Origin of the sequence: Sorangium sp. So ce295 (assembly GCF_051527405.1) — a bacterium.
Taxonomy (GTDB): Bacteria; Myxococcota_A; Polyangia; order Polyangiales; family Polyangiaceae; genus Sorangium; species Sorangium cellulosum_B.
On sequence record NZ_CP150324.1, the window covers coordinates 7917630 to 7942353 of the forward strand.

General features: G+C 70.7%; 23 protein-coding genes. 7 read left to right on the plus strand and 16 right to left on the minus strand.

Annotated elements, in window-relative coordinates:
* The first annotated feature begins 213 nt into the window (after positions 1-213).
* A complete protein-coding gene (locus tag WMF11_RS29930; RefSeq protein ID WP_437979357.1) occupies positions 214-954 on the plus strand; it encodes a methyltransferase domain-containing protein in 741 nt (246 codons plus the stop codon).
* Here WMF11_RS29930 and WMF11_RS29935 read toward each other — a convergent pair.
* The 6 genes from WMF11_RS29935 to WMF11_RS29960 form a co-directional block, all read right to left on the minus strand.
* On the minus strand, positions 920-1705 hold the full coding sequence (locus WMF11_RS29935) for a helix-turn-helix domain-containing protein (RefSeq protein WP_437902656.1): 786 nt from the start codon (positions 1703-1705) through the stop codon (positions 920-922). The genes WMF11_RS29930 and WMF11_RS29935 overlap by 35 nt on opposite strands.
* A gap of 260 nt (positions 1706-1965) precedes the next feature.
* Positions 1966-2760 carry a hypothetical protein gene (locus WMF11_RS29940; protein ID WP_437973126.1) on the minus strand — a complete coding sequence of 265 codons (795 nt, stop codon included), beginning with the start codon at positions 2758-2760 and terminating at the stop codon, positions 1966-1968.
* An 82-nt stretch (positions 2761-2842) separates the two neighbouring features.
* Complete coding sequence (locus WMF11_RS29945; RefSeq protein WP_437973127.1) at positions 2843-3637, minus strand: hypothetical protein; 795 nt, start codon at positions 3635-3637, stop codon at positions 2843-2845.
* 55 nt (positions 3638-3692) lie between these two features.
* Entirely contained in the window at positions 3693-4559 is an 867-nt protein-coding gene (locus tag WMF11_RS29950) for a hypothetical protein (protein WP_437902659.1), read from the minus strand.
* Positions 4560-4570: 11 nt separating this feature from the next.
* Complete coding sequence (locus WMF11_RS29955) at positions 4571-5356, minus strand: hypothetical protein (protein ID WP_437902660.1); 786 nt, start codon at positions 5354-5356, stop codon at positions 4571-4573.
* Between the two features lie 454 nt (positions 5357-5810).
* On the minus strand, positions 5811-6851 hold the full coding sequence (locus WMF11_RS29960; protein ID WP_437973128.1) for a hypothetical protein: 1041 nt from the start codon (positions 6849-6851) through the stop codon (positions 5811-5813).
* 956 nt (positions 6852-7807) lie between these two features.
* Here WMF11_RS29960 and WMF11_RS29965 point away from each other — a divergent pair.
* Positions 7808-8491, plus strand: a complete 684-nt coding sequence (locus tag WMF11_RS29965; protein WP_437708210.1) for an HAD family hydrolase — start codon at positions 7808-7810, stop codon at positions 8489-8491.
* A gap of 164 nt (positions 8492-8655) precedes the next feature.
* On the opposite strand, the gene WMF11_RS29970 is transcribed toward WMF11_RS29965, so the two are convergent.
* The 3 genes from WMF11_RS29970 to WMF11_RS29980 form a co-directional block, all read right to left on the minus strand.
* The gene (locus WMF11_RS29970; protein WP_437979358.1) at positions 8656-10161 is read right to left on the minus strand and encodes a serine/threonine protein kinase; all 1506 of its coding nucleotides are present in this window, start codon (positions 10159-10161) and stop codon (positions 8656-8658) included.
* Positions 10162-10292: 131 nt separating this feature from the next.
* Positions 10293-11369 (minus strand): hypothetical protein, encoded by a 1077-nt coding sequence (locus WMF11_RS29975; RefSeq protein WP_437973129.1) that lies wholly within the window; start codon positions 11367-11369, stop codon positions 10293-10295.
* A gap of 97 nt (positions 11370-11466) precedes the next feature.
* Positions 11467-12357: a formylglycine-generating enzyme family protein gene (locus WMF11_RS29980; RefSeq protein ID WP_437973130.1), complete on the minus strand. Its 891-nt coding sequence runs from the start codon at positions 12355-12357 to the stop codon at positions 11467-11469.
* On the opposite strand from WMF11_RS29980, the gene WMF11_RS29985 reads away from it, so the two are divergent.
* Complete coding sequence (locus WMF11_RS29985; protein WP_437973131.1) at positions 12356-12709, plus strand: hypothetical protein; 354 nt, start codon at positions 12356-12358, stop codon at positions 12707-12709. The genes WMF11_RS29980 and WMF11_RS29985 overlap by 2 nt on opposite strands.
* Before the next feature lie 268 nt (positions 12710-12977).
* Here the strand turns inward: WMF11_RS29985 and WMF11_RS29990 are convergent, their stop codons facing one another.
* Complete coding sequence (locus WMF11_RS29990) at positions 12978-14369, minus strand: cytochrome P450 (protein ID WP_437973132.1); 1392 nt, start codon at positions 14367-14369, stop codon at positions 12978-12980.
* 121 nt (positions 14370-14490) lie between these two features.
* On the opposite strand from WMF11_RS29990, the gene WMF11_RS29995 reads away from it, so the two are divergent.
* Positions 14491-16290, plus strand: a complete 1800-nt coding sequence (locus WMF11_RS29995; RefSeq protein ID WP_437973133.1) for a MutS-related protein — start codon at positions 14491-14493, stop codon at positions 16288-16290.
* A 1-nt stretch (position 16291) separates the two neighbouring features.
* Positions 16292-17275: a hypothetical protein gene (locus tag WMF11_RS30000; RefSeq protein ID WP_437973134.1), complete on the plus strand. Its 984-nt coding sequence runs from the start codon at positions 16292-16294 to the stop codon at positions 17273-17275.
* 42 nt (positions 17276-17317) lie between these two features.
* Here the strand turns inward: WMF11_RS30000 and holA are convergent, their stop codons facing one another.
* Together holA and WMF11_RS30010 are read right to left on the minus strand one after the other, a co-directional pair.
* Complete coding sequence (gene holA, locus WMF11_RS30005) at positions 17318-18376, minus strand: DNA polymerase III subunit delta (RefSeq protein ID WP_437973135.1); 1059 nt, start codon at positions 18374-18376, stop codon at positions 17318-17320.
* A gap of 109 nt (positions 18377-18485) precedes the next feature.
* The gene (locus WMF11_RS30010) at positions 18486-19010 is read right to left on the minus strand and encodes a hypothetical protein (protein ID WP_437973136.1); all 525 of its coding nucleotides are present in this window, start codon (positions 19008-19010) and stop codon (positions 18486-18488) included.
* Between the two features lie 54 nt (positions 19011-19064).
* Between WMF11_RS30010 and WMF11_RS30015 the strand changes: the two genes are divergently transcribed.
* The gene (locus tag WMF11_RS30015) at positions 19065-20321 is read left to right on the plus strand and encodes an SLC13 family permease (RefSeq protein ID WP_437973137.1); all 1257 of its coding nucleotides are present in this window, start codon (positions 19065-19067) and stop codon (positions 20319-20321) included.
* Positions 20322-20384: 63 nt separating this feature from the next.
* Here WMF11_RS30015 and WMF11_RS30020 read toward each other — a convergent pair whose 3' ends face one another.
* On the minus strand, positions 20385-20582 hold the full coding sequence (locus WMF11_RS30020) for a hypothetical protein (RefSeq protein WP_437542073.1): 198 nt from the start codon (positions 20580-20582) through the stop codon (positions 20385-20387).
* A gap of 269 nt (positions 20583-20851) precedes the next feature.
* On the opposite strand from WMF11_RS30020, the gene WMF11_RS30025 reads away from it, so the two are divergent.
* Positions 20852-21613: an SDR family oxidoreductase gene (locus tag WMF11_RS30025; protein ID WP_437973138.1), complete on the plus strand. Its 762-nt coding sequence runs from the start codon at positions 20852-20854 to the stop codon at positions 21611-21613.
* Positions 21614-21667: 54 nt separating this feature from the next.
* Here the strand turns inward: WMF11_RS30025 and WMF11_RS30030 are convergent, their stop codons facing one another.
* The 3 genes from WMF11_RS30030 to WMF11_RS30040 form a co-directional block, all read right to left on the minus strand.
* Entirely contained in the window at positions 21668-22390 is a 723-nt protein-coding gene (locus WMF11_RS30030) for a hypothetical protein (protein WP_437973139.1), read from the minus strand.
* Positions 22377-23711 (minus strand): B12-binding domain-containing radical SAM protein, encoded by a 1335-nt coding sequence (locus WMF11_RS30035; protein ID WP_437973140.1) that lies wholly within the window; start codon positions 23709-23711, stop codon positions 22377-22379. The genes WMF11_RS30030 and WMF11_RS30035 overlap by 14 nt, the downstream gene beginning before the upstream one ends.
* 157 nt (positions 23712-23868) lie before the next feature.
* Positions 23869-24711 (minus strand): CPBP family glutamic-type intramembrane protease, encoded by an 843-nt coding sequence (locus WMF11_RS30040; protein ID WP_437973141.1) that lies wholly within the window; start codon positions 24709-24711, stop codon positions 23869-23871.
* Between the last annotated feature and the right edge of the window lie 13 nt (positions 24712-24724).

Below are 24724 nucleotides of genomic sequence, written 5' to 3' on the forward strand. Positions count from 1 at the left end.
CAACTTGAGCCGCTGTGCGCGGGGCCGAGCGGGGTGACCGATCACAAACCCCGCCGATCCAGCACAAAGCCACGCACTGCCGCGCAGGACAGACGGTCCGTACAGTCCTGCAGACAGCAGGGATGCTGACCCACGAGCCCGGCGTGAAACCAGCAACGACGGGCGAGCTGACACGAACTGGCGGAGACGACGATGAAAGACCTGGTCAACGACATGACCGAACGATTTCTGCGCGATGCCGGCATCGCTCCCGGCATGCGCGTCCTCGACGTGGGGTGCGGCCGAGGCGACGTGAGCTTCATGGTCGCCCGCATCGTCGGCGAAGAAGGTTGTGTGCTCGGGGTAGACCGCGATCCCGCGCCCATCGCGGTCGCTCGCCGGCGAGCCGCCGAGCTGGGACTCCGCCGAGTCACCTTCGAAGAGCGGGACCTCGGCGCGCTCTCCCCCACCGCCGAGCGCTTCGATGCCGCCGTCGGCAGGAGGGTGCTCATGTACCAGCCGGATCCTGTCGCTGCGGTCCGTGCCATGGCCGGTGCCGTGCGCGCAGGCGGCCTGATCCTGCTCCAGGAGAACGACCCGACGATGGGCCAGGGCAGCCTGATGCCCATGGATCTGCACCGCCAGGTGCACCAGTGGATCTGGCGTACCGTCGAGCGTGAGGGCGCGAGCCTCCACATGGGATTCCAGATGCCGAGCGTCTTTGAAGAAGCGGGCCTGACCGTGCAGCTCGTGAGGGCCGAGGCCATCGTGCAGACGGCGAAGATCCAGCATCAGCTCGCGTTGATCGTTCGCGCGATGCTCCCGCGGATCGTGCAGCAAGGCGTGGCGTCGGAGGCCGAGGTCGACGTGGACACCCTGGAAGAACGTCTCGCCGCCGAACGGACGAAGGCCAATACCACCTTCGTCGGCGACCTCGTCTTCAGCGTGTGCGGCCGGACACCGTCTCCTGGGTGAGCGAGCGTCCCTTGCTCTGCGCTTCGGCGCGCCAGGCCGCCGGCGTCGCCCCGTGCTCTCTACGGAACATGCGGATGAAGTGCGTCGCGTCCGCGTAGCCGACGCGCTCGGCGACGATCTCGACCCTCTCGTCGGAGTGGAGGAGGATGCGGCGAGCCTCCGCCATTCTCCCGGCGACGATCCACTCGACAGCGCTCCGGCCCGTCGCCCGAGAGAGCGCCGTCGTCACGTACGCCGGGCTCCGCCCCACCGATCGCGCGACGTCCTTCAGCGAGAGCGGCCGGAGGCAGTTTCGCTCGATGAAGCGAAGGGCATCGACGACGACTCCCGGCGATGCTGAGGCAGGGTGTTGCGAGCGCGCGGCCTGCTGAACCTCGTTGAGGATGAGCACAAGGAGGCTCCGCTGGACGACGTCAGGAGCGCTGCCATCCCACGATCCCGTCGCGCGCGTCAGCTCGCGGAGGAGCATGTCGATGTGCGCGTGACGATCCGCGGGCACCCGAACGACGGGGGATGCGCCGGCGCGCACGCGCTCGAACGGCTCGAGCAAGCTGCCCGCCTCCTCGGCGGCCAAGCAGGGGACACAGAAGCCAACGCCGATCCACTCCGGGGCGGCCTTCTCGATCGAGCGGTGCGGTTGTCCGGCAGGCACGAGGAGGACGTCTCCAGCTTCGATCTTCCATCGACCGCGCTGCTCGATCCGAGAAGAGCCGCTCGTGTAGAACGCCAGCGCGGCGAAGGCGTGGGTCATGGACGCCCGCATGACCGGCTGCACCGGTGAGGGTTGCCGGCAGCAAAAGATCGCTCGGCCCCCGCCAACAAGGTCTTCTCGCTGGATCGCCGGCGCGGCGGGCATGAGCGCCATGATGACATCGGCGGCAGCAGGAGGCGAGCGCCGGCGCTCTCCGTCGAGCAGGCTGCTGGATTGTAAGGAGCTTTTCCCTGCGCTGCGCCAGCGAAAGGCCAGCGACGTTCTGTCGGGCCCGACCTGCGCGCGCCTGCCGGACGGAGCTACGGCGTCAGCGTCATCCGCATCTTGTAAGTCTGCATGCCGAACATCACGCCCGCCGGGTCGGCAGGATCGATGGTCCCGTCCCGACCGCGGCTCAAGCGCACGAAGGCCTGACAGCCCTCGGCGGGAAGCCCCGTGGGGTACGAGCCTTCGGGAACGATGAACGAGCCGGTGTCATCCACCTCCCCCGACGAGTCGTCCCAGGATACGTCGTCCAGACAGGGACCCGGCTCATCGAAGCTGACAGGCCCGATGGACCACCTCATCATGTCGTCCTTGCCCAGCGGCTCCCACGAGAGCACGAGAGCCTCGCCGGAGCCGAGGCTGAACACGCTCTCCGGCTCGGGAGACGTGAGCTCCGAGAGCTCGGGCATCACGATCTCCCAGCCGTGGAGATCGTTGAACCGCGCGCGGATCGCGCTGCCCGGCTCGGCGTGCTTGAGATAACCGCGGCACTTGGCGGCGATGAGATCGTCGTCCGGATTGCTGTCATGCCACCAGATGCAGGCCAGCTCCGCCTCCTCCGCGCCGTTGCTCACGACGAACCTGTCAGGGAGGTACTCCCCGTCGCCAGGGTCTCGGACGCCGAACGCGCTGCTGACGTCCACCTTCCGGACGAAGGCCTCCGCTTCGCCGAGGTACTCGACTCCATCACGGACGATCGGCACGTTGTATCCGTAGACCCGGACGACGACCGCCTCGTCCTCCGCCAGGGGCCGGTACTCGTCCGGGCCACACGCTGCCCCGGAGAGACCCAGGAAGGCGATCAAAGCCAGCCACGCAATGCCTCTCATGAACTCCTCCACGCTCCTATGTCATTGCAAGAGACGGCTGCGCCGCGCGAGGGCACTCTGTGCGCCTTCTCTGTGAAAGAACCTACGGTTTCAGCGTGATCCGTACCTCATAAGACTGGCGCGCGAAGATCGAGCCTCTCTGGACGCCGGGATCGATGGTCCCGCGGCGGCCGCGGTCGAACCGAAGGAGAGCCTGACACCCGTCGGGGGGAAGTCCCGTGGGATACGAATCCCTGGGAACGACGAACGCCCCGGTGTCGTCCATGGCCCCGTCCGAACGGTACCACGCCACGTCATTCACACACGGCCCTGGGTCGTCGAAGCTGGCGGGTCCGAGAGACCATCCCATCCGGTCGTCCGTGCCCAGCGGCTCCCACGAGAGCGCCAGATCCTCGCCGGCGCTGAGGCTGAACTCGCTGTCCTGCTCGGGAGACGTGAGCTTCGAGAGCTCGGGCATCACGACCTCCCAGCCGTCGAACTCGTTGAAGGTGGCGCGGATCGCACGACCGGGCTCGGCCTGGACGAACTGACCGCTACAGGAGGTCGCGATGAGGTCGTCCTCCGGATAGCTGTCCTCGTAGAGGACGCAACGGAGCGTGGTCTCCTCGATGCCGTTGTTCACGACGAACCTGTCGGGGAGATATTCGCCGTCGTCGTGCTTCCGGACACCGAACGCATTGGGATTGTCCGTCTTCCAGACGTAGCCCTCCACCACGCCCCGGTACGTGACGCCATCGCGGACGAGGGGCGGCTCGAACCCGTAGACGTCGATGCGAACGGCGTCGTTCTCCGCGAGCGGCCGGTACTCGTCCGGCGCGCACGCCACTCCCGAAAGGCCCAGCGCCGCGATCACGACCGGCCTCGCGATATTGCTCATGATCTCCGCCCGCTCCCGTGCTTTTTGAAAGAGACAGCGACGATGCCCCTTCCGCTCAGGGGAGCCCCTCCGGGCAAGGAGGGCAGTCACCACCGCAATCTACACCTATTTCCAGGCCATTCTGGCGATCGTCATCACACGTCGGCGGCTGGCACCTGCCCTTGAAGCACACCTTCGTCAGGCAATCCGGGCCGTCGATGCACTTGTCTCCTGCGGCGCAGGTACGGCAGTTGGATCCGCAGTCGATGTCGACCTCATGCTCGTTCTGGATGCCATCGCTGCACGTGGCAAAGCTGCACCGGTCATCGAAGCCACACACGCCGGTATTGCAATCCTCCCCCGTGGCACACGGGTACGTCGGGCGACACGGATCGCAGCGGCCACCGCAGTCCACATAGGACTCGCCGGTGTCTACGTCGAGCTCGCCATTGTCGCAGACGAGCGGGATGCACTTGCTGCGCGGGGAGCAGTACATGGTCGGATCCCCGCAGTCTGCGTCCGACAGGCACTCGACCAAGTTTTGCTGGCCGTCGCACAGCCCCGAGCCGTCCGGGGCCGGACCTCGCCGGGTCCATTCGTTCAGCTGATGCGCGCCGTCGCAGAAGTCATCCGTGCAAGGGTTGCCGTCGTCCGGCACGTCGTCCGGCGCCGGCAAGACGACCTTCTGCCCGTTCCTGTCGCACGCGATCGTCATGCAGTCGCCCGGGTACTGGCCGCGGTACTCCCCCACCTCTCGCTGGCACTTGCCATCGACGCACTTCACCGTGCCACAGGCGGGGTCCGGCGGGTGGTCGCAATCGTACTCGGCCACGCACTCGGGGCGCTCCGGCGGAGGCGCAGGGGCCCCCTCCGAGCACGCGATCCACATCGGGGCCACGGAGAACATCACGCCGGCAGCAAGAAGGTGCCTGCTCGTGGTCATGTTGCCTTTCTTCATGTCTCTTCGCCTGAGATGAACAGCGGGCAGGCAGTGGGGCAGCTCTCGCCGCAGTCGATGCCTTGTTCGTTGCCGTTCATCAGTCCATCCTCGCACGTCGGGCGCCGGCACCTGCCGTCGGCGCACACACCGCTCTGGCAGGACTCGTGAGCGTCGCAGCGGCGGCTGGCAGCGCACGCGGGACACGACGGCGCGCCGCAATCGACGTCCGTCTCGGCGCCGTTCAGGATGCCATCACGGCAGCTCGTCTCCTCGCACAGCATGCCCGAGCCGCACGCGCCCTCGATGCAGTCGCTGTCGGCCGTGCACGGCTGTCCTGCCCTGCACGGCTGGCACCGGCCGCCGCAGTCCCGCGCCGTCTCGCCCGAGGCATCATCAAAGATGCCGTTGTCGCACCACTCGAGGACGCACGTGCCCGATGGCGAGCAGGCGTACGATGGGCTCCCACAATCCTCGTCGCGAAGGCATCCGACCAGATGCCCTTCGCCATCGCAGTACCCGGAGCCCTCTTCGGCGTCCCCCGCTGCCCTCGGGCGGTGCACGCTGACCCCTTGCACGCATGCGTCGATCGTGCACTCGTTGCCGTCGTTGAAGACGTCGCCGTCGTCGGCCACGGCGACCACCCGACCAGCCTCGTCGCAGCGCAGGGTCACGCAATCGCCAGCCCGCTGGTTCGGGAATCGCTCTCGCAGGGCCAGCCTGCAGACCTCCGCTTCGCACACGGCCTCGCCGCAGCGGGGGTCAGCAGGCTTCGGGCAATCCTCGGCTGTCTTGCACAGCATGGCGTTACACTCGCTGATGGGCCGACACTCCCGCTTGCAGGAATCGCCCTCTTCCTCCCTGGCGCCGGGCTCGCAGCAGCGCGCCTCCCCCGGATCCGGACACCGGCAGCGCCCATCGATGCACTGCGTTCCGTTCAGCTTGGGCTGGCAGTCTGCGGTTGAATCGCACAGAGGCTCCTGTTCCACATCGACATAGGGGTCACCGCTGCAGGCAGCCCAGAGCAAGCCCCCCAGGAACACAGCGCCGGAAGCGCGCAGCCCGCGCTGCCACATTGGAGCCATGATATCAGGCCTCCTCGTCCGGAGGATCGCGGAGATCCCCGCCACGCGTCGAACGACGCGCGTTGTTCGCATTGCGATCGACGTCCGCAAATTCTCCACCAAAGATGAACTACCATTCAGAAAGATGAAGTCGGCTCTCTGCCCGGGAGCACGTCTCTGCGGAGCTCGGGCGCTACCACGCGAACGAGAGCCCCACACCTGGGGCGGTCCCTACGACCCCAACGCGGACCTTTGCCTCTGGCGCGAGCAGGAACCCGGCGGCCACGGCGCCGCCGGCCGAAAGACCCGCACCGACGAAGGCGCCCACGGACAGGGCCGTGAACGTCTTCGTGCGCCCATCGGCGTCGGCATACGCGTCGCAGGCAGGGAGCCCCGGCCGGCAATGGAAGACCTCCCACTGCGCTCGGCCCATGGCGGCGTCCCGCTCCTCGGCAGCGTCGTTGGCCTCCAGGACCGAGAGGGCCCCGACGGTGGCGAGGACGGCCGACGTGGCCGCGAACGCGCCCACGGTCCACCACCGCAGCGCGGGGTTGGGCGTGGAAGAAGGGGGCGCCGCGACGAGCGGCGAGGCGACCTTGCTCGCCGGGAAACGCGCTGGCGCTTCGGCTCGGGCGCGCGGGAACGTCAGCCAGACGGTCCTCTCACCGCCCGCGTCGACCGCGGCCACGACCTCGCGCAGCTCCCCGGCGAGATGTCCGCTGACACGGTGCTGACCGGGAGCGACGTACACGGGGCGCGGGAGCGGGGACAGGCCGACCTGCCGCCCGTCCACGAGCACGGCGGCGCCGGGCTCGCTCGCGCGCACATCGAGCACGCCGACATGCCGCCGCGCTTCCGCGAAGTCGGCCCGTGCCAGCTCGTAGCTCTCCTTGAAGCCCGGTGGCACCCAGATCTTCGGGGCGTCGGGGGTGCCGACCATGTCGAAGTAGATGGAGAGGAACTCCGCCGCCCTCTCGAAGTCGTGCAGCCTGAACGACAGCATCCCCACGCGGAACGCGTCGGAGGCGCTCTTCGTGAGCCCCCACAGCGTCAGGTGGATGTCGCGCGCGTCCGCGAGCCGCCCCTCATCCAGGAGCCGCTTCGCCTCGTCGAGCATCTCTCGCTCGGGCCCGGTCGGCGGCGGTCGCCGCGGGAGCGGCGCTGCCGCCGCCGGTGCTGAGCAAGTGAGCAGCAGCAGGACCGCGGTGATCGGGCTGAGCGGCGGGCGTCGCATGGTGTTGTCTTCCGGGAGCCCTCCGCGCGGCGAAGGCGCCCTGCGCAGCTCGCGAGGACGTCGCACGCGCGGTGCGCTCGGGCTCAGGGTCGAGGGCCTGACACGGGAGCTCGGGCAACGCGCTCTCTCGATTTCCAGCGCCTATCCTACCAGAGATCACCGCGCGGTTGCGCTCGAAACGCTCGGCTCCAACAGAAGATGTGAGGACGAACGACACGACAAGAAGGCGCCAGGACCAACGACGAGCATTGCGTTTAGATGACAAAAATTCTCACGTCATGTGAGCTTTTGCGCGAAAATTCTGACTCTGTTTTCAACCCGGGTCAGCTGACGCCTGAGATCACGACGAAGCTGCGCTCGAACCACTCACTATGTAGGATAGACACCAGGTCGAGCACATTGCATACAGCGAGAGAATTTTCTCATTCCTGATGAGCCAACGCTCCAAAAAATCTCGACCTGGGTCAGCCGACGCGACGCTGCTCCTCAACCTGGGTGAGCAGACGGTGCCAACCTGAGCTGGTGCCTCAACCTGGGTGAGCAGACGGCGCCCCAACCTCGGACGACGCCAGACGCCCCAACCTGGGTGAGTCGACGCTCCAGAAATTCCCAACCTGGTTGAGCTGGCGCGGGACGGGCGACGCAGCGAGCCTTCAACCAGCGGCCGGAAGCCCCGCGCCGGCGCCACAGCCGCACCGCGATCGGGCGGACCGGCGCGCCGCTGGCTGGACGCCCGGTCTCCGGCCGACGCCGCCAGGTTCCGGCGCCGTGGCGCTGGACGAGCGCTGGATCGCTGGCCCCAAGGTCGACCCGCGCCGGATCGCTGGCTTCAAGCTCGACGCACGATGACGCCGGCGCCCCCCGGCCCAGCTGCCTGGCGAGGCCGCGTCGAGGCCGTCGCGCCCGCCGCCCTTCCGCGCTCGCCCTGGGGCGGCGCCGGTCTATACCATGGGGACATGCGCCCCACCGTGCTCCTCTGGGACATCGACGGCACCCTGCTCTCCACCGGCGGCGCAGGCCGGCGCGCCATGGAGCACGCGTTCGCCCGGTACGCCGACCGGCGCGACGCGTGCGAGGCGTTCTCGTTCGCCGGCATGACCGACCGGGCCATCATCCGGACAGGGCTCGAGACGGTCGGGCGCGAGGCCACGGAGGACGCCATCGACGCGCTCCTCGCGATCTACGTCGAGATCCTCGCGCAGGAGATGTCGCTCGCCGGCGACACCCGGGTCCACGCCGGCGTCATCGAGGCGCTCGACGCCGCCGCCCGGCGTGCGAAGTGCGCCATCGGCCTCGGCACGGGGAACGTGCGCGCCGGGGCGCAGGCGAAGCTCACGCGGGTCGGCATCTACGAGCGGTTCGCGTTCGGCGGCTTCGGCTGCGATCACGAGCGCCGCGACGAGCTCCTGCGCATCGGCGCGGCGCGCGGGGCGGCGATGCTCGAGGCGCCGCTCGAGGCGTGCCGGGTCGTCGTCATCGGCGACACCCCGAAGGACATCGCGGCGGCCCGCGCGATAGGCGCCGAGTCGATCGCCGTCGCCACCGGCACCTACGCCCTCGCAGAGCTCGCCGCATGCGCCCCGACCCACAGCTTCACCGACCTCCGGGCGAGGGGCGCGCTCGAGGCGCTGCTCGGTTGAGATCCGAGCTCTCTCGACGAAGCGAGACGAGCGGCCGCCTGACCGCTGCGGCGCCGATGCGACAGCGTATCTCTGCGAGATCACGCCAGCGGTGCTCTGATCCTCCGGAAGAGGATCAGAGAAGGCGACAGGTTCTCTGACGCATAGCGCGGCGAGCGCGAGGCTCAGTAGCGGCTGAACAGGTCCTCCGGCGTCGACGGGCGCGGGCCAGACTCCCTGCTCCCAGGGACCGACTTGGACGCGTTCGTCGGCGGCTTGCCCGGCGACGCCGGCGCCGATGCGCTCGAGACGGGAGCGGCCTCGCCGGGCGCATCGGCGGATGGCGTCACCGCCGGCGGCGGCGCCGGAGCCAGCGTGGGCGGCGGCGAGCTCGGTTCAGGGATCGCCGCGCGCGCCTCGTGCGCTGTCGCGAGCGGCGCGGCGGCTGCTGTGCTCGGCTCGGAGGCCGTCGAGATCGCGGCGGCGATGCCCGCCGCGGCTGGCCCGTCCGCGTTCGACGCGGGCTGCGAGAGCCAGAGCGCCGCGCCTGCGAGCGTCCCGACCCCCAGCGCAATCCCGGCGGCGAGCGGCTTGCGGCGCGCCTTCGGCGGCAGCGAGGTGACGGCAGCTCCGGTCGATGTCGCGGCGAATCGCCCGCGATCCGGGTCAGCGCCGTGCTCCGGGGCCTCGGTCATCCCGGGTGCGGCCCCCGTTCCCGGGATGGCTGACGGCGCCTCGGGCGAGGGAGGCGAGCCCTGGCCCGCGCGCGACGAGGGAGGCGAGCTCGCGCCAGCCGCCACGCGGGCGCCGCACAGCGGCACGCCGAACACCTCGCCGAGCGCGCTCACCGCGTCCGTGGCCCGGCGGAAACGCGCCGCGGGCTCGAGCGCCGTGGCCCGCGCGAACCACGCGTCGAAGCCGGGCGGCAACGTCACCCCCAGCGAGCGCGCGCGCTGCACCGGCGGCTCCTGCGGGCCGCGGACCGCCAGCATCGCGAACGCGAACACGTCGCTGGCCTCGTTCGCCTCGGGATCCCAGTACGGGAATCCCACCAGCAGCGTGTACGCCATCATGCCCAGCGCATGGATGTCGGCCGCGCTGGTGAGCCTCTTGCCGACCTGGAACTGCTCGGGAGCCATGTAGAGCGGCGTGCCGAGGCTGCGCGTGGCGCCGGCCGCGGTGGCGCCCTCGGCGACGAGCTTCGCGACGCCGAAGTCGAGGACCTTCACGCGGATCGAGCCGTCCTCGCGCTGCGACAGGAAGAGGTTCGCGGGCTTGAGGTCGCGGTGCACGACGTTCGCCGCGTGGGTCCGGTCGAGGGCCAGCGCAGCCTGGTGGAGGTAGGTCACGACGTCGGCCGGCGGGAGGCGGCTCGTGCGCTTGAGGCGCTCGCCGAGCTCCTCGCCGCGGAGCAGCTCCATGACCAGGAAGGGCATGCCCGTCGCCTCGTCGACGCCCGCGTCGAAGACGTCGACGATGTGCTCGCACTCGATCGTCGCCGTGATGCACGCCTCGAGCTTGAAGCGCTCGCGCATCTCCTCGCTCTGGAAGAGGTGCGCGTGCATGACCTTCAGCGCCCGCCGGCGCTCGGTCGCGATGTGCGTCACCTCGTGGATGGCCCCCATCGCGCCGGTGGCGATGAGGCGCACGACGCGGTAGCGGCGGGCGAAGACGATCCCCTCGGCCAGCATGGTCGACACGATCGCCAAGCGTCGTTTAGGGTGCTCTCCCGGTCAAGGCGCCTCGGTGAAAAGGTTCGTCGAGACACGTGTTTACGACAGACCACGACGGAGCACGACGGATCGCGACGATCCGGAGCGCGTCAAAAACGCCCTTGCGCGCCGAGGACCGTTCCCGACGGCCCCACCTGAAGCACGGTTCCGCGGATCGACATCGTGCCAGAGGGGCTCGCGGGCGCGGCCCGGCCGGGGGCTGTCAAGCCGAGCACCGCCGCCGCGCCGAGCGCCGTGAGCCCCACACCGAAGCTGACGGTGCTCACCAGAGCCATCGTGTTCCCGCTCTGCGCGGCGTCGAGCCCTGTCGCGTCGCAGCTCTTCGGATTGCTGGCCTGGATAGCGCTGCCGCAGTGCTCGCTGACGACCGACCTCTTGCCGATCACGAGCGCGCCCATCACCCCGCCGGCCACGAGCCCTGCCACGCCAAGCCCGCCTGTCACGTAAGTCGCCGTCCGCCAGCCCTTCGCGGCTGTCGCCGCCGCCGGGGCGGTCTGCGCGGTCGGCGCCTGGTTCCGGGTCGTGGCCGGGGACGTCGCCAGCGCCGGCGGCTGCGCGGGGGCGTCGGGCGCCGGCGCGAGCTTGATCTCCAGCGTCAGCGTCTTCGTCTCGCCCTCGGCGATCGTGACGCGTTGTTCCCACACGGGCCCTCCGGGCGCCCGGGTCGACATGCGATGTTCCCCCGGATCCACCGGCAGCGCGACGCCCAGCGAGGCCGGCCCGAGCGGGCTGCCGTCGCGCAGCACGACAGTGCCTGGCGGCGCTCCTTCGGGCAGGGCGAGCGAGAGCCTCGGCACGCGCGACGCGAGCCGCTCGCGCTCGTCTCTCGCCACCTTCGGTCGATGTCCTTGACGGGCCCTTTGCGCCGGCGACATCCGCTCCACCCAGGCAAGGTAATTCCCGAGCTGCGTCACCGCCGTCGCGACGCGGCCCCACCGCGACTCGCACATGGCGAGCGTGAACAGCGTGCCCGGCTGGGGATCGAGCTGCTCGCTCTCGGCGAGCGCCGTGCAGCCGGCCTCGTATTTCCCTGCCCCCATGTCGGCGAGCCCTCGATTGAAGAGCTCCTCTGCGGCCGCGGCGTCCTGCGCTCCAGCGGGCGCGGCGAGCGAGAGCGAGCCGAGGGCCATGAGGACTTGCGTGGACCGGCGGAACCAAAGCGTCATGTTCTGTCTCACCAGGCAGGAGAAGGGACCTCGGAGCGAATGGCCGACCGTCCGGCAGGCGCGCGCGCAGATCACCGGAGGCCCGGGCGACTGGCGCCTACGGCGCCCTCACGCAGCGGATGCCGATCGCGCGGCCGTTGTCGTTCGCAGGGTAATGACCGCGGGATGGCGTGCTCAGCCTGGACGACCCGTCGTTCCAGCCTCCGCCCCGGATGATCCGCTCCCCATGGGCCGTCAGCTGAGCGCAATCGGCGCATGGAGCAGGATAACTCAAATACGAGTCCAGCGTCCATTCCGACATGTTGCCTGCCAGATCCGCGTGTCCCCACCTCCCGTCACCCAGGGGCGATTTCGACCCGACCGGCTTCATATGGGCGTACATGCACAGCGTGGGCCCCCCGGGCAGGCAATCGTGCGCGGCGTGATCCACATCGAGCGTCGTCGAGGACGGCGGGGTGGACCATGGAAAGACGCGCTGCTCGCTCCCGCCGGCTGCCGCGTAGTTCCACTCCGCTTCGGTCGGCAGCCTGCCCCCGTCCCACGCGCAGAAGGCGAAGGCCACATACCAGGTGATGCAGTTCATCGGCAGCTGCTCGTTGTCGTCGGGCGTATCGGTCCACGTGCTGTAGCTGGAGTTGCATCGGATCGACGACCTGAACAGCGCCGGGTCCGGCGGCAGGTTGGCCTCGTCCCAGGCAGAATTCCACCCGCTCCCCGGGATCTGCGGGTGCGCGCCCGCGCCCGCCGTCGGTCGGCTCTCCGGATAGGCGTCGACGAACCTCCGGAATCGCCCCACGGTCACCTCGAACCGGTCCAGCTCGAAGCCGCTCACCGTCGCCGGAAACGCGGTGTCGTTGCCACGATCGAAGGTCCCTCCCGGGACCGCCATCGTCGCGCAGCAGCGCTCGTTGCCTTCCGGTCCGCAGGTCTCGGGCAGCCCGCCGCAGCTCAGGCGGTCGGTGCATGTCCCGACGGCACACAAGGGCATGGAGCCTGCGCATGGCGCCGAGCTCTCCCACTCGCCTCCATTGCACCGCTGCGGCGTCCTGTCGTCGCAGCGACGCTCGCCCGTCGAGCACCCTCCACCGCCAGCGGTGGTGGAGCTGGTCGACGTGGCGGCGGAGGCCGAGCTGGTCGACGTGGCGGCGGTCGAGCTCGTCGAGGGGGGATCGCCGCCCGGGGCGCCGCCGCCCGCGGCGTTGGTCGAGGTCGCGCCGCCGCCCGTGCTCGCGGCGCCGTTCGTGCCTGTGTCGTCGCTGCTTTGCGTGGCCGTGCTGTCGCCGGCACCTGCGCCACCCGTGCTCCCGGTCGCCGCGGCGCTGCGGTCGTCTGGGATATAATCGTCGTCAAGCCCGACGAGCGTGCCGCATCCGCTCCCGACAAAGACCGATGCTCCCCACCACCATCCCGCGCGTCTTCCGAGCATCTCGATTCTTACAGCCGCTCCACGGGTGCTGTCCACTCGGGTGCTCGCCGCTGGCGTCACGAGGTGTTGTGTCCTGTCCGGAAGGCGCCCTCGGGACGCGCCGGCGCGACGTGCCCCGCGATCTCTGCGCTGCGCGCCTGCGTCCGTGCGTGTGAAGAGCGTGTGAAGACGAGGTGAGCCGGTCAGCGCGCGCCCGTGGGGCTCCGCGCCTCGAAGCGCGCCGGCACCCGGCCCGACGGCCCGAGCGCGGTCGTGCCGCGCGGTCGCGCTTCCGTTGGCCGCAGCGCGACGAGCCTCCCCCGCTGCGCGAGCCGCGCCAGCACGATCGCCATCTCCGTCAGCCCGAAGTGGTTGCCAATGCATACGTGCGGCCCGCCCCCGAAAGGCATGTATGCCCAGTTCTTGCCGGCGCCCGTCGTCGCCGGGTCGCCCGCGAAGCGTTCCGGATCGAAGCGGCGCGGCTCGGGCCAGAACGACGGGTGGCGGTGCATCGCGAAGGGGGAGATGAGGACCGATGTGCCGCGCGGGATGGCATAACCGCGGATCTCGTCGTCCTCGACCGCCTCGCGGACGATCATCCAGGCCGGCGGGTAGAGCCGCAGCGTCTCGCGCAGGACCATGGCCGTTTGCGTCAGCCTGGGCACGTCCTCCGCCTCGGGCGCGCGACCTCCGAGCACGCTGTCCACCTCGCCGCGCACCCGCTCCCATTCGTGCGGGTGCAAGGTGAACAGGACCGTCGCCCACGTCAGCGTGTTCGCCGTGGTCTCGTGCCCGGCGAAGAAGATGTGCAGCACCTCGTCGCGCAGCTCCTTCCGCGACATGCGCTCGCCGGTCTCCTCGTCGCGCGCGTCGAGGAGCGCGTCGAGCAGGTCCCCAGGCCGCTCTCCGCCCTGCTCGCGCCGGTCGATGATCCCGTACACCACCCGGTCGAACGCCGCTGTCGCCTCCCGGATGCGCACGTTGAAGGGCAGCGGCCAGGACAGCGGCACCCTGAAGGGGAGCAGCATCCGGATCTTGATGTAGCGGTCGATCTCCGCGAGCGCGCTGTCGAGCGTGGCGATGTCCGACGGGAGCTGCTGCGAGAACATCGTCTCCACGATGACGTCGCGCGTGATGCCGAGCATGAGATCGTGGGCGTGGAGCTCCTGGCCATCGGTGAGGCGCGCGAGGTGGCGCTCGGCCACCGCGTTCATCGCCGCCGTCATCCTGGCGATCCGCGCGCGGGAGAAGCTCGGCTGCATGATGCGCCGCTGCCGTAGCCAGAACGGCGGATCGCTGATCGCCAGTCCGTTGCCGAAGACGGGCTGTACGGTCTCCCTCGACTTCTCGCCACGCAAGTACTTCCTGGCCGCTTCGTGGAGCACGTAGCGGGCGTCGTCCGGGTGGGTGAGCATCACCATGCCCGCGGCCCCGAACGGGATCCGGGCGATCGGCCCCTTCTCGATGGCGACGCGCTCCAGGAAGCCCGCGGCGTCGACCGCCATCCACGGCAAACTGCCGAGCAGCGGGATCGAGGGAGCAACAGGGATCTCGGAAGCAGGGCGAGCAGGCGGCGACGGGGCTGCGGTCGTCATGGGCGGCTCGCCCGAGGGTACATCAGCGCGGTCGCGAAGGCGGTCCCACGGCGGCACGGGGGGAGGTGCGGGTTTTCGCGGGAGACGGGGAACTTTTCCCGCGGGCGCGGGTCGTTTGCTCATGCACCCGATCCGCGCGCAGGTCCCCACCGAGAGCATTGCCCGCCCGCCCGAGCCCGGTAGGCCCTACGCGCCCGACGCGCCCCACACACCCGCCCTCCCGTCCACGGACAGGATCCCCAGCCTTCTCTTCGTGGACCCGCCCGCGCGGACCGATCTCGACGAGCTGCGACAGTCGCTCTCGTTCGCGTTCACGAGCGGCGTCTCCGGTGGGCTCTTCAGCCAGGCGCTCGATCGGGCGCCCATCGCGCCCTCCACGTGGGATCCGAAGAGCTTCGCGCCCGACCTGTTCCTGGAGGAGCTCGTGGCCCGGTGCTTCCGCGTCCGCGTCGGGGGGCACGAGGCCGTCGTCAACCGGGGGTTCATCCTCCGCGTCCTCTCTCGGCCCCCGAGCGACGCGCGCGTGACCGAGCTCCGGAGGGGGATCCTCCACGAGCTCTCGGGCTCACCCACGTTTCGCGGGCAGCTCGAGAGGCTCTACACGGCCTCGTGCCGGATGCGGGGCGCGCTCGAGGGCGCGGTGGCAGGGAAGAAGTTCGATCCGACGCGGCGGCAGCTCGACGTGCTCGCGATCGTCAAAGAGGTCTTCGACCTGATGAGCGCGTCGTTCGAGGGCGCGCGATCGGGCCTCTCCCGGCTGCGCGATTTCGGCCAGGCGGTGCAGGCGACCGAGGGATATCGATCGATGGCCGATCTCCTCGATTACGACGAGCACCTCGCGACGCTCCGCCTGGACATCCGCGTCGGCGCAGACGGCCGCATCCGAGGCTTCGACGTCGTGACCGTCCGGGAGCGGCAGGAGAACCCGTTCGTGCTGTCGCCGGTGCGGCGCTGGCTCGCGAAGCTCGAGATGTTCTTCCGCGGGTACAGCTTCGGCGACGGAGAGGTCATGGCGAGGCTCGTCGACGCGGTGTTCGAGGGCGTCGAGGATCAGGTCGTCAAGCTGGTCCCGCTCGTCGGAGAGATGGAGGTCTACCTGGGAGCGCTCGGCTTCCGGGATCTCGCCGAGGCGGCGGGGCTCGAGGTCTGCCTGCCGGAGCTCCGGTCCGCCGCGGAGGGCGAGCGCGTGCTCCTCGGCCTCTTCAATCCGCTCCTCGTCGCCGGCGGAGGGAAGGCGGTGCCGTGCGACGTCGTGACCGATCGGGCCGACACGACGCTCCTGGTCACGGGGCCGAACTCGGGCGGAAAGACGCGCCTTCTCCAGTCGGTGGCGCTGACGCAGCTCCTCGCGCAGGCGGGCATGTTCGTGCCGGCGCGCAGGGCGAGCGTCGCCCGCGTCCCGGGGCTCGTGGTGTCGCTCATCCAGGAGACGAAGTTCGACCAGAGCGAGGGGCGGCTCGGCATGGAGCTCCTCCGGATCCGGGCGCTCTTCGAGGAGCTCGGCCCGGGAGCGATGGTGATCCTCGACGAGCTCTGCTCGGGGACGAACCCGTCCGAGGGAGAGGAGATCTTCGAGCTCGTCGTCACGCTGCTCGAGAAGCTCCGCCCGCAGGCGTTCATCACCACGCATTTCCTGACGTTCGCGGCGCGGCTCGAGCGGGAGAAGGCGATAAGGAACCTCCGGTTCGTCCAGGTCGAGCTCGACGCGGCGCAGAAGCCCACGTACCAGTTCGTCGACGGCGTGGCCGCGACCTCGCTCGCGGCCCAGGCCGCGGCCCGGCTCGGCGTGACCCGCGGCGAGCTCGAGGGCCTCATCGATCGCAACATCGATCGCAACCAGCTCGCGTCCCGAGCGCTGTCCGTCGTCATGGGTCGGGACTCCGCGTTCGCGGGTCCCTCCGTCGTGGGTCGGGAGAGCTGACATGGCGACGTTCCTCACGACGGAGCGGATGAACCCCGCCCTCCGCGCGCGCGTGGAGCGGGCCGCCAACCACCGGACGCGGGCGCGCCATCACGCGGCTCGAGCCGGGATCAAGGGGACGTTCGCGAGCGACAAGCGGCTCGGGCGCGCGCGGCTGCTCACGCTGCTGACGGCGGCGGCCGTCGTGCTCCTCGCGATCGCGATGTACGTCCAGGATCGCCGCGCCATCGAGGCCGAACGGCGCGCCCTTCTGACCGTGCTCGACGAGCGCCGCGCGGAGTTCCCGGCAGACTACGAGGGCTTCGTCGAGGCGACGGATCGCTGGATCGGCGAGGCCGCGGGCGACGGGGACCCCGCCGACGTCGTGGACCCTTCGCTCCGCGCCCCAGGGGCCCTCGACGCCCTGCTCCGCCGGCCCGCGGTGTACGTGCGCGCTCCTCGCGCCGAGCTGCGCGACGCTCGCAGGATCGACGACGCCGCGCGCGGATCCGACAAGGATGCGTTCCTCCTGTGCCTCCTCACGCCTCCGCCCACGTCCGAGGAGCGCGATCTGCTCACGAAGGTGCGAGGCGTATATTTCGGCGGGACCAGGGTCGACGAGGAGACAGCGAACGTCCGCCGGCTCGCCGAGGCGCGGCTCGGCCTCGCGGTGCTCGGCCCCGTGTTCGAGGGCTCGGTGCGCGCGGCCCGCGACGTCGCGGCGGTGAAGAGGCACCGCAAGGAGCTGGATCACTCCCCGATCGAGCTGGCGAAGAAGGCGGCCGGCGCGGAGGTGCTGATCATCGTGGCCGAGAGCCCGGTCGAGAGCACGACGTCCGCGAGCTCGGCGCGCGTCTCGCTCGTGGATCTCGCGGCGAAGAAGGTCCTCTTGCGCGTAGGCCGGCGGGTCGACCAGCAAGGGCTCTCGCCGACGGGCGTCCTCCATCGCGAGCAGATCGAGGGCTGTGGCCTCGCCTTCGCGGTGCGGCGCAGCGTCGAGGAGTGAAGGCTTCAATCCCGGGAGTGCGGGACGGTCACCGAGCTCCGCTCAGCGCGCGCACATCTCCATCAGCATCGTCTCCAGCACGGCCTGCGCTGGGCGGCGGCTGCTCTTCAGCGCGAGATCCGTCTCCGCGAGCACGCGCATCCAGCCGGCGAGCGCGCCCTTCGGGAGCTGGCGGACCGACTGCGCCACGTCGTTCGCCTTGAAGGGGGCCACGCCCGCGCGCTGAGCGGCCTCGGACTGGCTCGCGCCCCCGGCGAGCGCCGACTCGAACTTCACCATCTGCCGCACCGACCAGGAAACCGCCCCGAGCAGCCGCAGCCCGCCGTCTCGCGGATCGTAGGCGTCGGCGAGCGCCGCGAGCGCGCGGTCGAGGCGCCGCTTCCCGAGCGCGTCGATCAGCTCCCAGACGGTGCTCTGCCGGATGCGGATGACGATCTGGGCGATCGCGTCCTCGGTGATCGGCTGCTTGGGCCCGACGTACAGCGAGAGGCGCTCGAGCGCGTCGACCACGTAGCCGAGCTCGGGCCCGGCGAGCTCGGCGAGCTGATCGGCCACGTCGGGCGCGATCGGGTTGCCCTTCTCGCGGGCGATGGTCGCGATGAAGCCGGGCAAGGCGCGGCGGTTCAGGGGCTCGCACGCGACAAGGAAATCGCCCTTCTTGGCGGCGGTGACGAGGCGGCGCTGGCCATGGAGCTTCGTCGCGACGAGCACGAGGACCGCGCTCGGCGACGGCGCCTTGGCGTACTCCGCGAGCGCGTCGAGCGGGCTGAGCTGCTTCGACACGCCCCGTTTACCGCTCGCGCCGCTCGCGCCGCGGTCGTCGTCCCCCTCGCCGTCGTCGCCGTCGTCCTTCTTCTCCCAGCGATCGACGCCGCGGACGAGCACGAAGCGGCGCGGGCCCATCATCGGCAGCATGCGGGCGGCGCCGAGGATCGACTCGACAGGCGCGTCGCCCGCGGTGAACTTGTCCTCGTTGAAGCCGGCGACGCCCCCCTTGGCCGCCGCTTCCCGGATCGCGCTCACCACGCGATCGACCAGCCAGCGCTCCTCCCCCAGCACGAGGTAGACCGGGCGGAGGGCGCCGGTTGTCGCTTCCTTCAAGGCTTGGTCGGGCGTCACCGCTCCGGCATCGGGCGTTCAGGCAGGTGCGTCAAGGGCGCCGCGCTCGCCCCCGGCGCCTGCGGGCCCGCGCCCCCGGACCTCCCCTCGATCACGGCAGCGAGAACGGGACATCGACGCGCACGTTCGCCCCTGGCGGCGCGACGGCGACCGGCGGCAGCGCGTCGACCAGGCAGGCGGTGACCTCGGGGCGTGACGCCTCGCGGTCCTCGATGATGCCGCGGGCGAGCTGCCGGCCCTGCGCGTCGAACGTGAGATTGAAGACGTACTTCACCCCGCGCGGCGCCGGCTGCGCCGCGATCGCCGGCTTGTAGCAGCGCTCGATCAGGGCCGGCCGGTGCGCCTCGAGCGCCCGCGCGGCCTGCGTCGCGACCTCGTCGCGCGCCACGCTCGGCGCGGGCGCCTGGACCGGGCGCGCCGGTGCGCCCGCTCCAGGCGCCCGAGCCGCCGGCCCCGCGGCAGACGCCCCATCGGCAGACGGCGAGGGCGCTCCCTCGGCGGGGCGCGGGTCCGCGGGGACGCCGGCCGGGCCATGGCGGAGGCCGAGGTAGACGGCGGCGGCGATCATGGCGCTGCCGAGGAGGATCGCGGTGGGGGTCGAGAGCTGCCTGCCCATGCCTTGGCATTCCCAGTTTGACAGGATCCCCCCCGACCACTCTAGATCCGCGCCGTGTGGTCCGTCCTGCTCGTATTCGCCTTCACGTACATGCTCATCGCGGCGCGGCGCCTGTCGATCCTGCCCATCGGACGCCCGGCCGGCGCGCTCGCGGGCGCGTGCGCCATGGTCTTCCTGAGCGCGATCCAGCCGGGCGCCGGCCTGGATCCGCACGAGGCGTTCGCGGCGATCGAGCCGAACACCATCGGCCTCCTGCTCGGCATGATGCTGCTCTCGGCGTCGCTCGACGCCGGGGGGGTGTTCGAGCGCGCCGCCGCGTGGGTCGCGCAGCGGGACCTGTCGCCGGTCCGCCTGCTCTACCTCGTCACGGTGGGCTCCGGGCTCGCCTCCGCGGTGCTGCTGAACGACTCGGTCTGCGTGATGCTGGCGCCGCTCGTCGACCGGACCGCCCGGCGCGCGGGGCTCGAGCGGGCGCCGTACCTCCTCGCGCTCGCGATGGGCGCCAACGCCGGCAGCGCGCTCACGCTCGCCGGCAACCCGCAGAACATGCTCGTGGGCCACCTCTCCGGCATCTCGTACCGCACGTACCTGCTGGAGGCGGGCCCCGCCGCGCTGATCGGGCTCGCCGTCACGGCCGTGACGCTGCACCTGCTGCTCCGGCGCCGCATCTCGGTGCGGACGCCCGCGCCCGCGCCCGCGCCCGAGCCCGCGCCCGCGCCGGCGGGAGGCGCCCGGCCGAGCGCCCTGGCGCCGCTCGCCTGCATCGCGGTCGTGTCCGTGATGTTCGTGCTCGGCGCGAACCTCGCGTGGACGGCGATCGGCGGCGCGACCGCGGTCATCCTGCTCCACCGGCGCGACGCGAACGGCCTGTTCGAGCGGGTGTCGTGGACCGTGCTCGTCTTCTTCGGGGCCCTCTTCATCGTCGTGGCGGGGCTCCAGAAGACCGGCATGCCCGAGCAGGCGCTGCGCGCGGCCAGCCCCTTCCTCCCCGCCGGGCCGACGATGGGCCTGCTCGGGCTGAGCATCGCGATGCTCGTCGGGTGCCAGATCGTCTCGAACGTCCCCTTCATCCTCCTGGCGGACTCGTACATCCGCAGCCAGCCCGATCCGCACCTCGCGTGGATCACGACGGCGCTGGTGTCCACGCTCGCGGGCAACCTCACGCTGCTGGGCTCGGTGGCCAACATCATCGTGGTCGAGACGGTGGGCGCCGAGCGCGAGATCGGCTTCCGCGCTTACGCCAAGGTGGGCGTCCCGGTGACGCTCGCCTCGACCGCCGCGGCGCTGGCCTGGCTCCTCCTCGTACGCTGAGCCGCGCGGCCACGGCGCGACCCCGCCGCGCCGCGCCGCCACGCAGAGCAGGTGCCGCGCCGATCACAGCGGCGCCTGCTCGCGCAGGCGCAGGCGGCGATGCCGCACCCCGCCGCGCGCGAAAGGACGCCGCCCCGGCGGCCTGCGCCGCACGTCCAGCCACGCGTGGATCACCGTGATCCCGACGGCCGCACAGAACACAGGCCCCATGGCGAGCATCACCAGGAGCCGCAAGGCTTGCCGGATCGCACGCTTGTTCATGTGGCCCAGCGTACCATCCCCGGTGGGCCCAGCAGCGGATTGAATTGAAAAACTTCAACTGTGCTGCTGGAAAGACCCATGTTCAAGTTCCAGCGCGGAAAAATCTTGTATTGCTGGATCCTGCTCGTTTACAGCTGGGGGTGGCCTATCTCGACCCGCTGTCGACCCTCTGCCGCGCGGCAGGGAGGCCCCTGGAGGCACGCCTGTGCGGCCGATCTCCTTCGCGGCGGCGAGCGAACCGCGGTCATCCATCTCCCGGAGAAGCCTGAATGGCGCACCAACTATCCAAACGAGTCGCCCTGGTCACCGGCGCTTCCCGCGGCCTCGGGGCGGCCATCGCCCGCAAGCTCGCGGCCTCGGGCGCGCGGGTGGCGGTCAACTACTTCGGCAGCGGCGAGCAGGCGGCGCGCGTGGTCGAGGACATCCGCCAGGGCGGCGGCGAGGCCGAGGCGTTCCGGGCCGACGTGCGCGACGAGCAGGAGGTCGCCCGCCTCGTGGGCGAGGTGCAGGCCCGCCTCGGCCCCATCGAGGTGCTCGTGCTCAACGCGACGGGCCCGCAGCCGTTCGTCAAGCTGGAGGACCTGACCTGGAAGCACTGCCTCGACCAGCTCGAGTTCTTCGTGAAGAGCCCGGTCCTCCTCGCGAAGGCGGTGGTCCCTGGGATGAAGGAGCGCCGGTCGGGGCGGATCATCAACGTCGGGTCCGAGGTCTTCGAGCAGGGCGTCCCCGAGTTCTCCAGCTACGTCTCGGCGAAGGGCGCGCAGCTCGGCCTCACGCGCTCGTGGGCGATGGAGCTCGGCCCGCACGGGATCACCGTCAACCAGGTGTCCCCCGGCTGGGTCGTCGTCGAGCGCCACATCCAGGAGGGCGCGAGCGCCGAGGCCATCGAGGCCTACCGGGCGAGCAACCCGCTCCGGCGCATGGGCACGCCGGACGACATCGCCGAGGCCGTCGCCTTCCTCGCGTCCGACGCCGCCGAGTTCATCACGGGCCAGAAGCTGTCCGTGAACGGCGGCAGGACCCTGGCCTGATCGCCCCCAGGGAGGGAGAGCAGGACCCGCGCGTCCCCTGTCTCGTGGATCGGGTCAGCGATTCCGGCGGCCCGCTCCGCCGCGCCACCACCGCGCCTTCACGACGAGCACCCCGTAGACGACAAGGAGCGGGCTCACCGCGAGGTGCGAGAGCAGCGCGAGCGCCAGGAGCACGCCGTTGACGCCGTCGTCCGGGCTCTTGGCGCGATCGCGCAGCCCTCCCATGATCTCGATCACGCCGGTGGCCAGGTTGAAATACGTGAGTCCTGTCACGATCAGCGCGAGGGGCAGGAGCGTCGCGGTGATCACCGCGGGCCAGCGCAACCCCACGCCGCGCCGGAGAGTGTGAACGAGCAGCGCGACGCGCCAGCCAGCGACGACCGAGAGAAACCCGAGGTTGATCTGGATGGCCACGGGCATCGAGGTGAAGCGCTCGACCGGGATCGCATAGAGCGCCGCCGGGGGCGCCGTCATCGTGATGACGGTCAGGAGCTTCACGTACGAGAGCCGCAGCTCACCCGGGCGCCGGAGCGGCGCCACGACGACCCAGAGAAACGCGCTCAGGACGATGGCATAGACGACCGAGCCAAGGCCCGTCTTGCGCCAGGCGCTGGCGACCGGATCGTCCCAGAACCGCCCGACGCCGACGAGCCAGGTGCAGGCCAGGCCGAGCGCGAGGTGCCGCCCGTCGAGGCGCGCGAGGTCGTCGGGCGAGAGCCGGAAGGTGAGCAGCCGCCCCGCGGCGCGGGCGAACGACGGTCGATCAGGATCGCGCATGCCGTCCCCTGCGGGCGCGTGTGGCGCGGCGAAACCGGCTGCGCCGGCGCGCGGTCTCCCCTGGACTGTAAAGCTCGCTCATCAGCCAGCGGAACCCTCGCTCAAGCGCCTCCACGCTCATGCGCGCTGGTCTGAAGGTCACGTCGAACAGCGTACACGCGTCCCAGAACACGGGGCGGAGCAGCCGCCCCTGCGCCTCGAGCGCGCGGTGGAGCGCGGTGCCCGGGAACGGCGTGAGCACCGTGATCTGCACCTCGGCGAGATCGCACTCCCGGGCGAACGCGAGCGTGCGCTCGAAGACGCCCTCATCGTCCTCGTCGAAGCCGAGCACGAAGCAGCCATTCACCGGGATCCCACGCTCCTGGATGCGGCCGACCGACTCGACGTAGCGGGCCCGCTCCGCGGCCTTGAACCCCCGCGGCTCCGCGGCCCGGAGCGCGGTCGGATTGACCGACTCGAGGCCGATGAGCAGCTCGGCGCAGTTGGACTCGGCGAGCAGATCGAGGAGCTCCGGATCGTCGGCGACCGAGATGTCCGTCTCGGTGAACCACGCGATCGGGCGCGCTCGCCGCGCGTTGAGCTCGACGAAGAGCCGCGCGAGCTCCCGCGCCCAGGGCTTCTGCACGAACGTGTTGTCGTCGGCGAGCTCAAGGAACGGCTGCGGCCACACCTCGATGATGGCGTCGAGCTCGCGGCGGATGAGCGGGATGGGCTTGCGCTTGTAGGGGCTGATGAGCCGCGAGGCGGCGCAGAAAGTGCAGGCGAGCGGGCAGCCGCGCGTGGTCTGGAGCGTGAACCGATTGTACCGGGCGACGTCGAGCAGATCATAACGCGGCACCCGGGCGCCCTCGATCGGAAACGCGGGCCACGCGCCGCTCCGGGCGCTGTACAGCGGGCGCAGCCGGCCCTCGTCGAGCTCGTGGAGCAGCGCCGGCCAGAGCAGCTCCCCCTCGCCCTGGACGACCGAATCGGCGTGCTGCGCCGCCTCGTCGGGGAGCGCCGAGGCGTGCAGGCCGCCGAGGACCACGGTGACGCCCTCGGCGCGCAGCCGGTCGGCGAGCGCGTAGGCGTCGAGCGCGCGCGCCGCGAGCGACGAGATGGCGACGACATCGTACCGGCCGTCCACGATGCGCGCGACGTCCGCGTCGGCGATGGCGTCGAGCTCGCGGTACTCCACCTCCCAGCCCTCGGGCGTGTGCGCGGCGATCGTGAGCAGCCCCAGGCTCGGCAGCGACGCGATGACCTCGCTGCGCTCGACGAAGCCCGGCAGCGTCAGCCCCAGGCGCGCGAGCTCCTCGTCCTTGACCCGGACGCCGCTCATCGCGAGAAGAAGCGCGCGTCGCGACCTTCGCCCCATCGCCGTCCCAGGAGGCATATCGCGGTCCTTCCCGGCGGAAAATGAAGTTCGTGCGAGGAGCACGCAGCGCAGCCAGCCGCGAGACGCCTGCGCTACGCGGCGAGGCGGCGGCCGCGCGTCGTCACAGGCGCCCTTGATGCCACAGGGAGAGCAGGTCCATCGACGTCGCGACCACGATGTGGATGGCGCAGCCGCCCCAGATGGAGTCGCTCTTCAGGCTCACCGTGCCGAGGATGAACCCGGCGAGCACCGAGCCGAGCGCCTCGGGCAGCGGCTTGCCGAAATGGATCATCGCGTAAGGCACCATCATGGCGAAGATCGACGAGTAGCCGAGCGCGCGGCGGATCCCGTGGAGGAAGAAGCCGCGGTAGAAGAACTCGAGCGCGACGAATTGCGCTGCATAGAGCGCCTCCCACGCCCAGAGCCAGGGCCACGGGCCCTCGCCCGGCGCGAGCTTGTAATAGGGATACTTCGCCTGGAAGGCCGGCGAGAGCGACGCGGCGAAGAGGAACGGCGCCATGACGGCGAAGAGGAAGCCATAGACCGGCAGGTGCCGCGCCGTCCCGCGGACGCGCAGGCCGAAGCTCCGGATCGGCGCCCGCAGCACGAGCTTCGCGACGACGAGGGTCGGTATCAGATAACCGACGAGGCGGCCGAGCGCCCAGACGATCCGCTGGTGAAAGCGGCGATCCGGCGACGTGTTCAGCGCGTCGTGGAGCCTCGCCGCGGCGCCGTCGAGGCCCACGGCGCGCAGGCCATCGACCATCCAGCGCGTGTCGTTCTCGTTGCCCGCGAACCGGACGAAGATGAGCACGCCGATGACGGTGAGGAACACGCACACCATCCGGCGGGTGACCTCCCCCGCGGGCGTGGTGGCCCGGTGCTGCGCCGCCTCGGCGTCGAGCCGATCGCGCAGGTCGATGACGTACTCCTGCCAGATCCGGCGGAAAAAGCGTCCGATCACGCGCCGTGCTTAT

Bases quoted from the DNA above. Each gene is read 5' to 3' on its own strand.
- WMF11_RS29930 (WP_437979357.1), top strand. From the start codon at position 214: ATGACCGAACGATTTCTGCGCGATGCCGGCATCGCTCCCGGCATGCGC.
- WMF11_RS29935 (WP_437902656.1), bottom strand. From the start codon at position 1,705: ATGACCCACGCCTTCGCCGCGCTGGCGTTCTACACGAGCGGCTCTTCT.
- WMF11_RS29940 (WP_437973126.1), bottom strand. From the start codon at position 2,760: ATGAGAGGCATTGCGTGGCTGGCTTTGATCGCCTTCCTGGGTCTCTCC.
- WMF11_RS29945 (WP_437973127.1), bottom strand. From the start codon at position 3,637: ATGAGCAATATCGCGAGGCCGGTCGTGATCGCGGCGCTGGGCCTTTCG.
- WMF11_RS29950 (WP_437902659.1), bottom strand. From the start codon at position 4,559: ATGACCACGAGCAGGCACCTTCTTGCTGCCGGCGTGATGTTCTCCGTG.
- WMF11_RS29955 (WP_437902660.1), bottom strand. From the start codon at position 5,356: ATGCTGTGCAAGACAGCCGAGGATTGCCCGAAGCCTGCTGACCCCCGC.
- WMF11_RS29960 (WP_437973128.1), bottom strand. From the start codon at position 6,851: ATGCGACGCCCGCCGCTCAGCCCGATCACCGCGGTCCTGCTGCTGCTC.
- WMF11_RS29965 (WP_437708210.1), top strand. From the start codon at position 7,808: ATGCGCCCCACCGTGCTCCTCTGGGACATCGACGGCACCCTGCTCTCC.
- WMF11_RS29970 (WP_437979358.1), bottom strand. From the start codon at position 10,161: ATGCTGGCCGAGGGGATCGTCTTCGCCCGCCGCTACCGCGTCGTGCGC.
- WMF11_RS29975 (WP_437973129.1), bottom strand. From the start codon at position 11,369: ATGACGCTTTGGTTCCGCCGGTCCACGCAAGTCCTCATGGCCCTCGGC.
- WMF11_RS29985 (WP_437973131.1), top strand. From the start codon at position 12,356: ATGGAGCCTGCGCATGGCGCCGAGCTCTCCCACTCGCCTCCATTGCAC.
- WMF11_RS29980 (WP_437973130.1), bottom strand. From the start codon at position 12,357: ATGCCCTTGTGTGCCGTCGGGACATGCACCGACCGCCTGAGCTGCGGC.
- WMF11_RS29990 (WP_437973132.1), bottom strand. From the start codon at position 14,369: ATGACGACCGCAGCCCCGTCGCCGCCTGCTCGCCCTGCTTCCGAGATC.
- WMF11_RS29995 (WP_437973133.1), top strand. From the start codon at position 14,491: ATGCACCCGATCCGCGCGCAGGTCCCCACCGAGAGCATTGCCCGCCCG.
- WMF11_RS30000 (WP_437973134.1), top strand. From the start codon at position 16,292: ATGGCGACGTTCCTCACGACGGAGCGGATGAACCCCGCCCTCCGCGCG.
- WMF11_RS30010 (WP_437973136.1), bottom strand. From the start codon at position 19,010: ATGGGCAGGCAGCTCTCGACCCCCACCGCGATCCTCCTCGGCAGCGCC.
- WMF11_RS30020 (WP_437542073.1), bottom strand. From the start codon at position 20,582: ATGAACAAGCGTGCGATCCGGCAAGCCTTGCGGCTCCTGGTGATGCTC.
- WMF11_RS30025 (WP_437973138.1), top strand. From the start codon at position 20,852: ATGGCGCACCAACTATCCAAACGAGTCGCCCTGGTCACCGGCGCTTCC.
- WMF11_RS30030 (WP_437973139.1), bottom strand. From the start codon at position 22,390: ATGCGCGATCCTGATCGACCGTCGTTCGCCCGCGCCGCGGGGCGGCTG.
- WMF11_RS30035 (WP_437973140.1), bottom strand. From the start codon at position 23,711: ATGAGCGGCGTCCGGGTCAAGGACGAGGAGCTCGCGCGCCTGGGGCTG.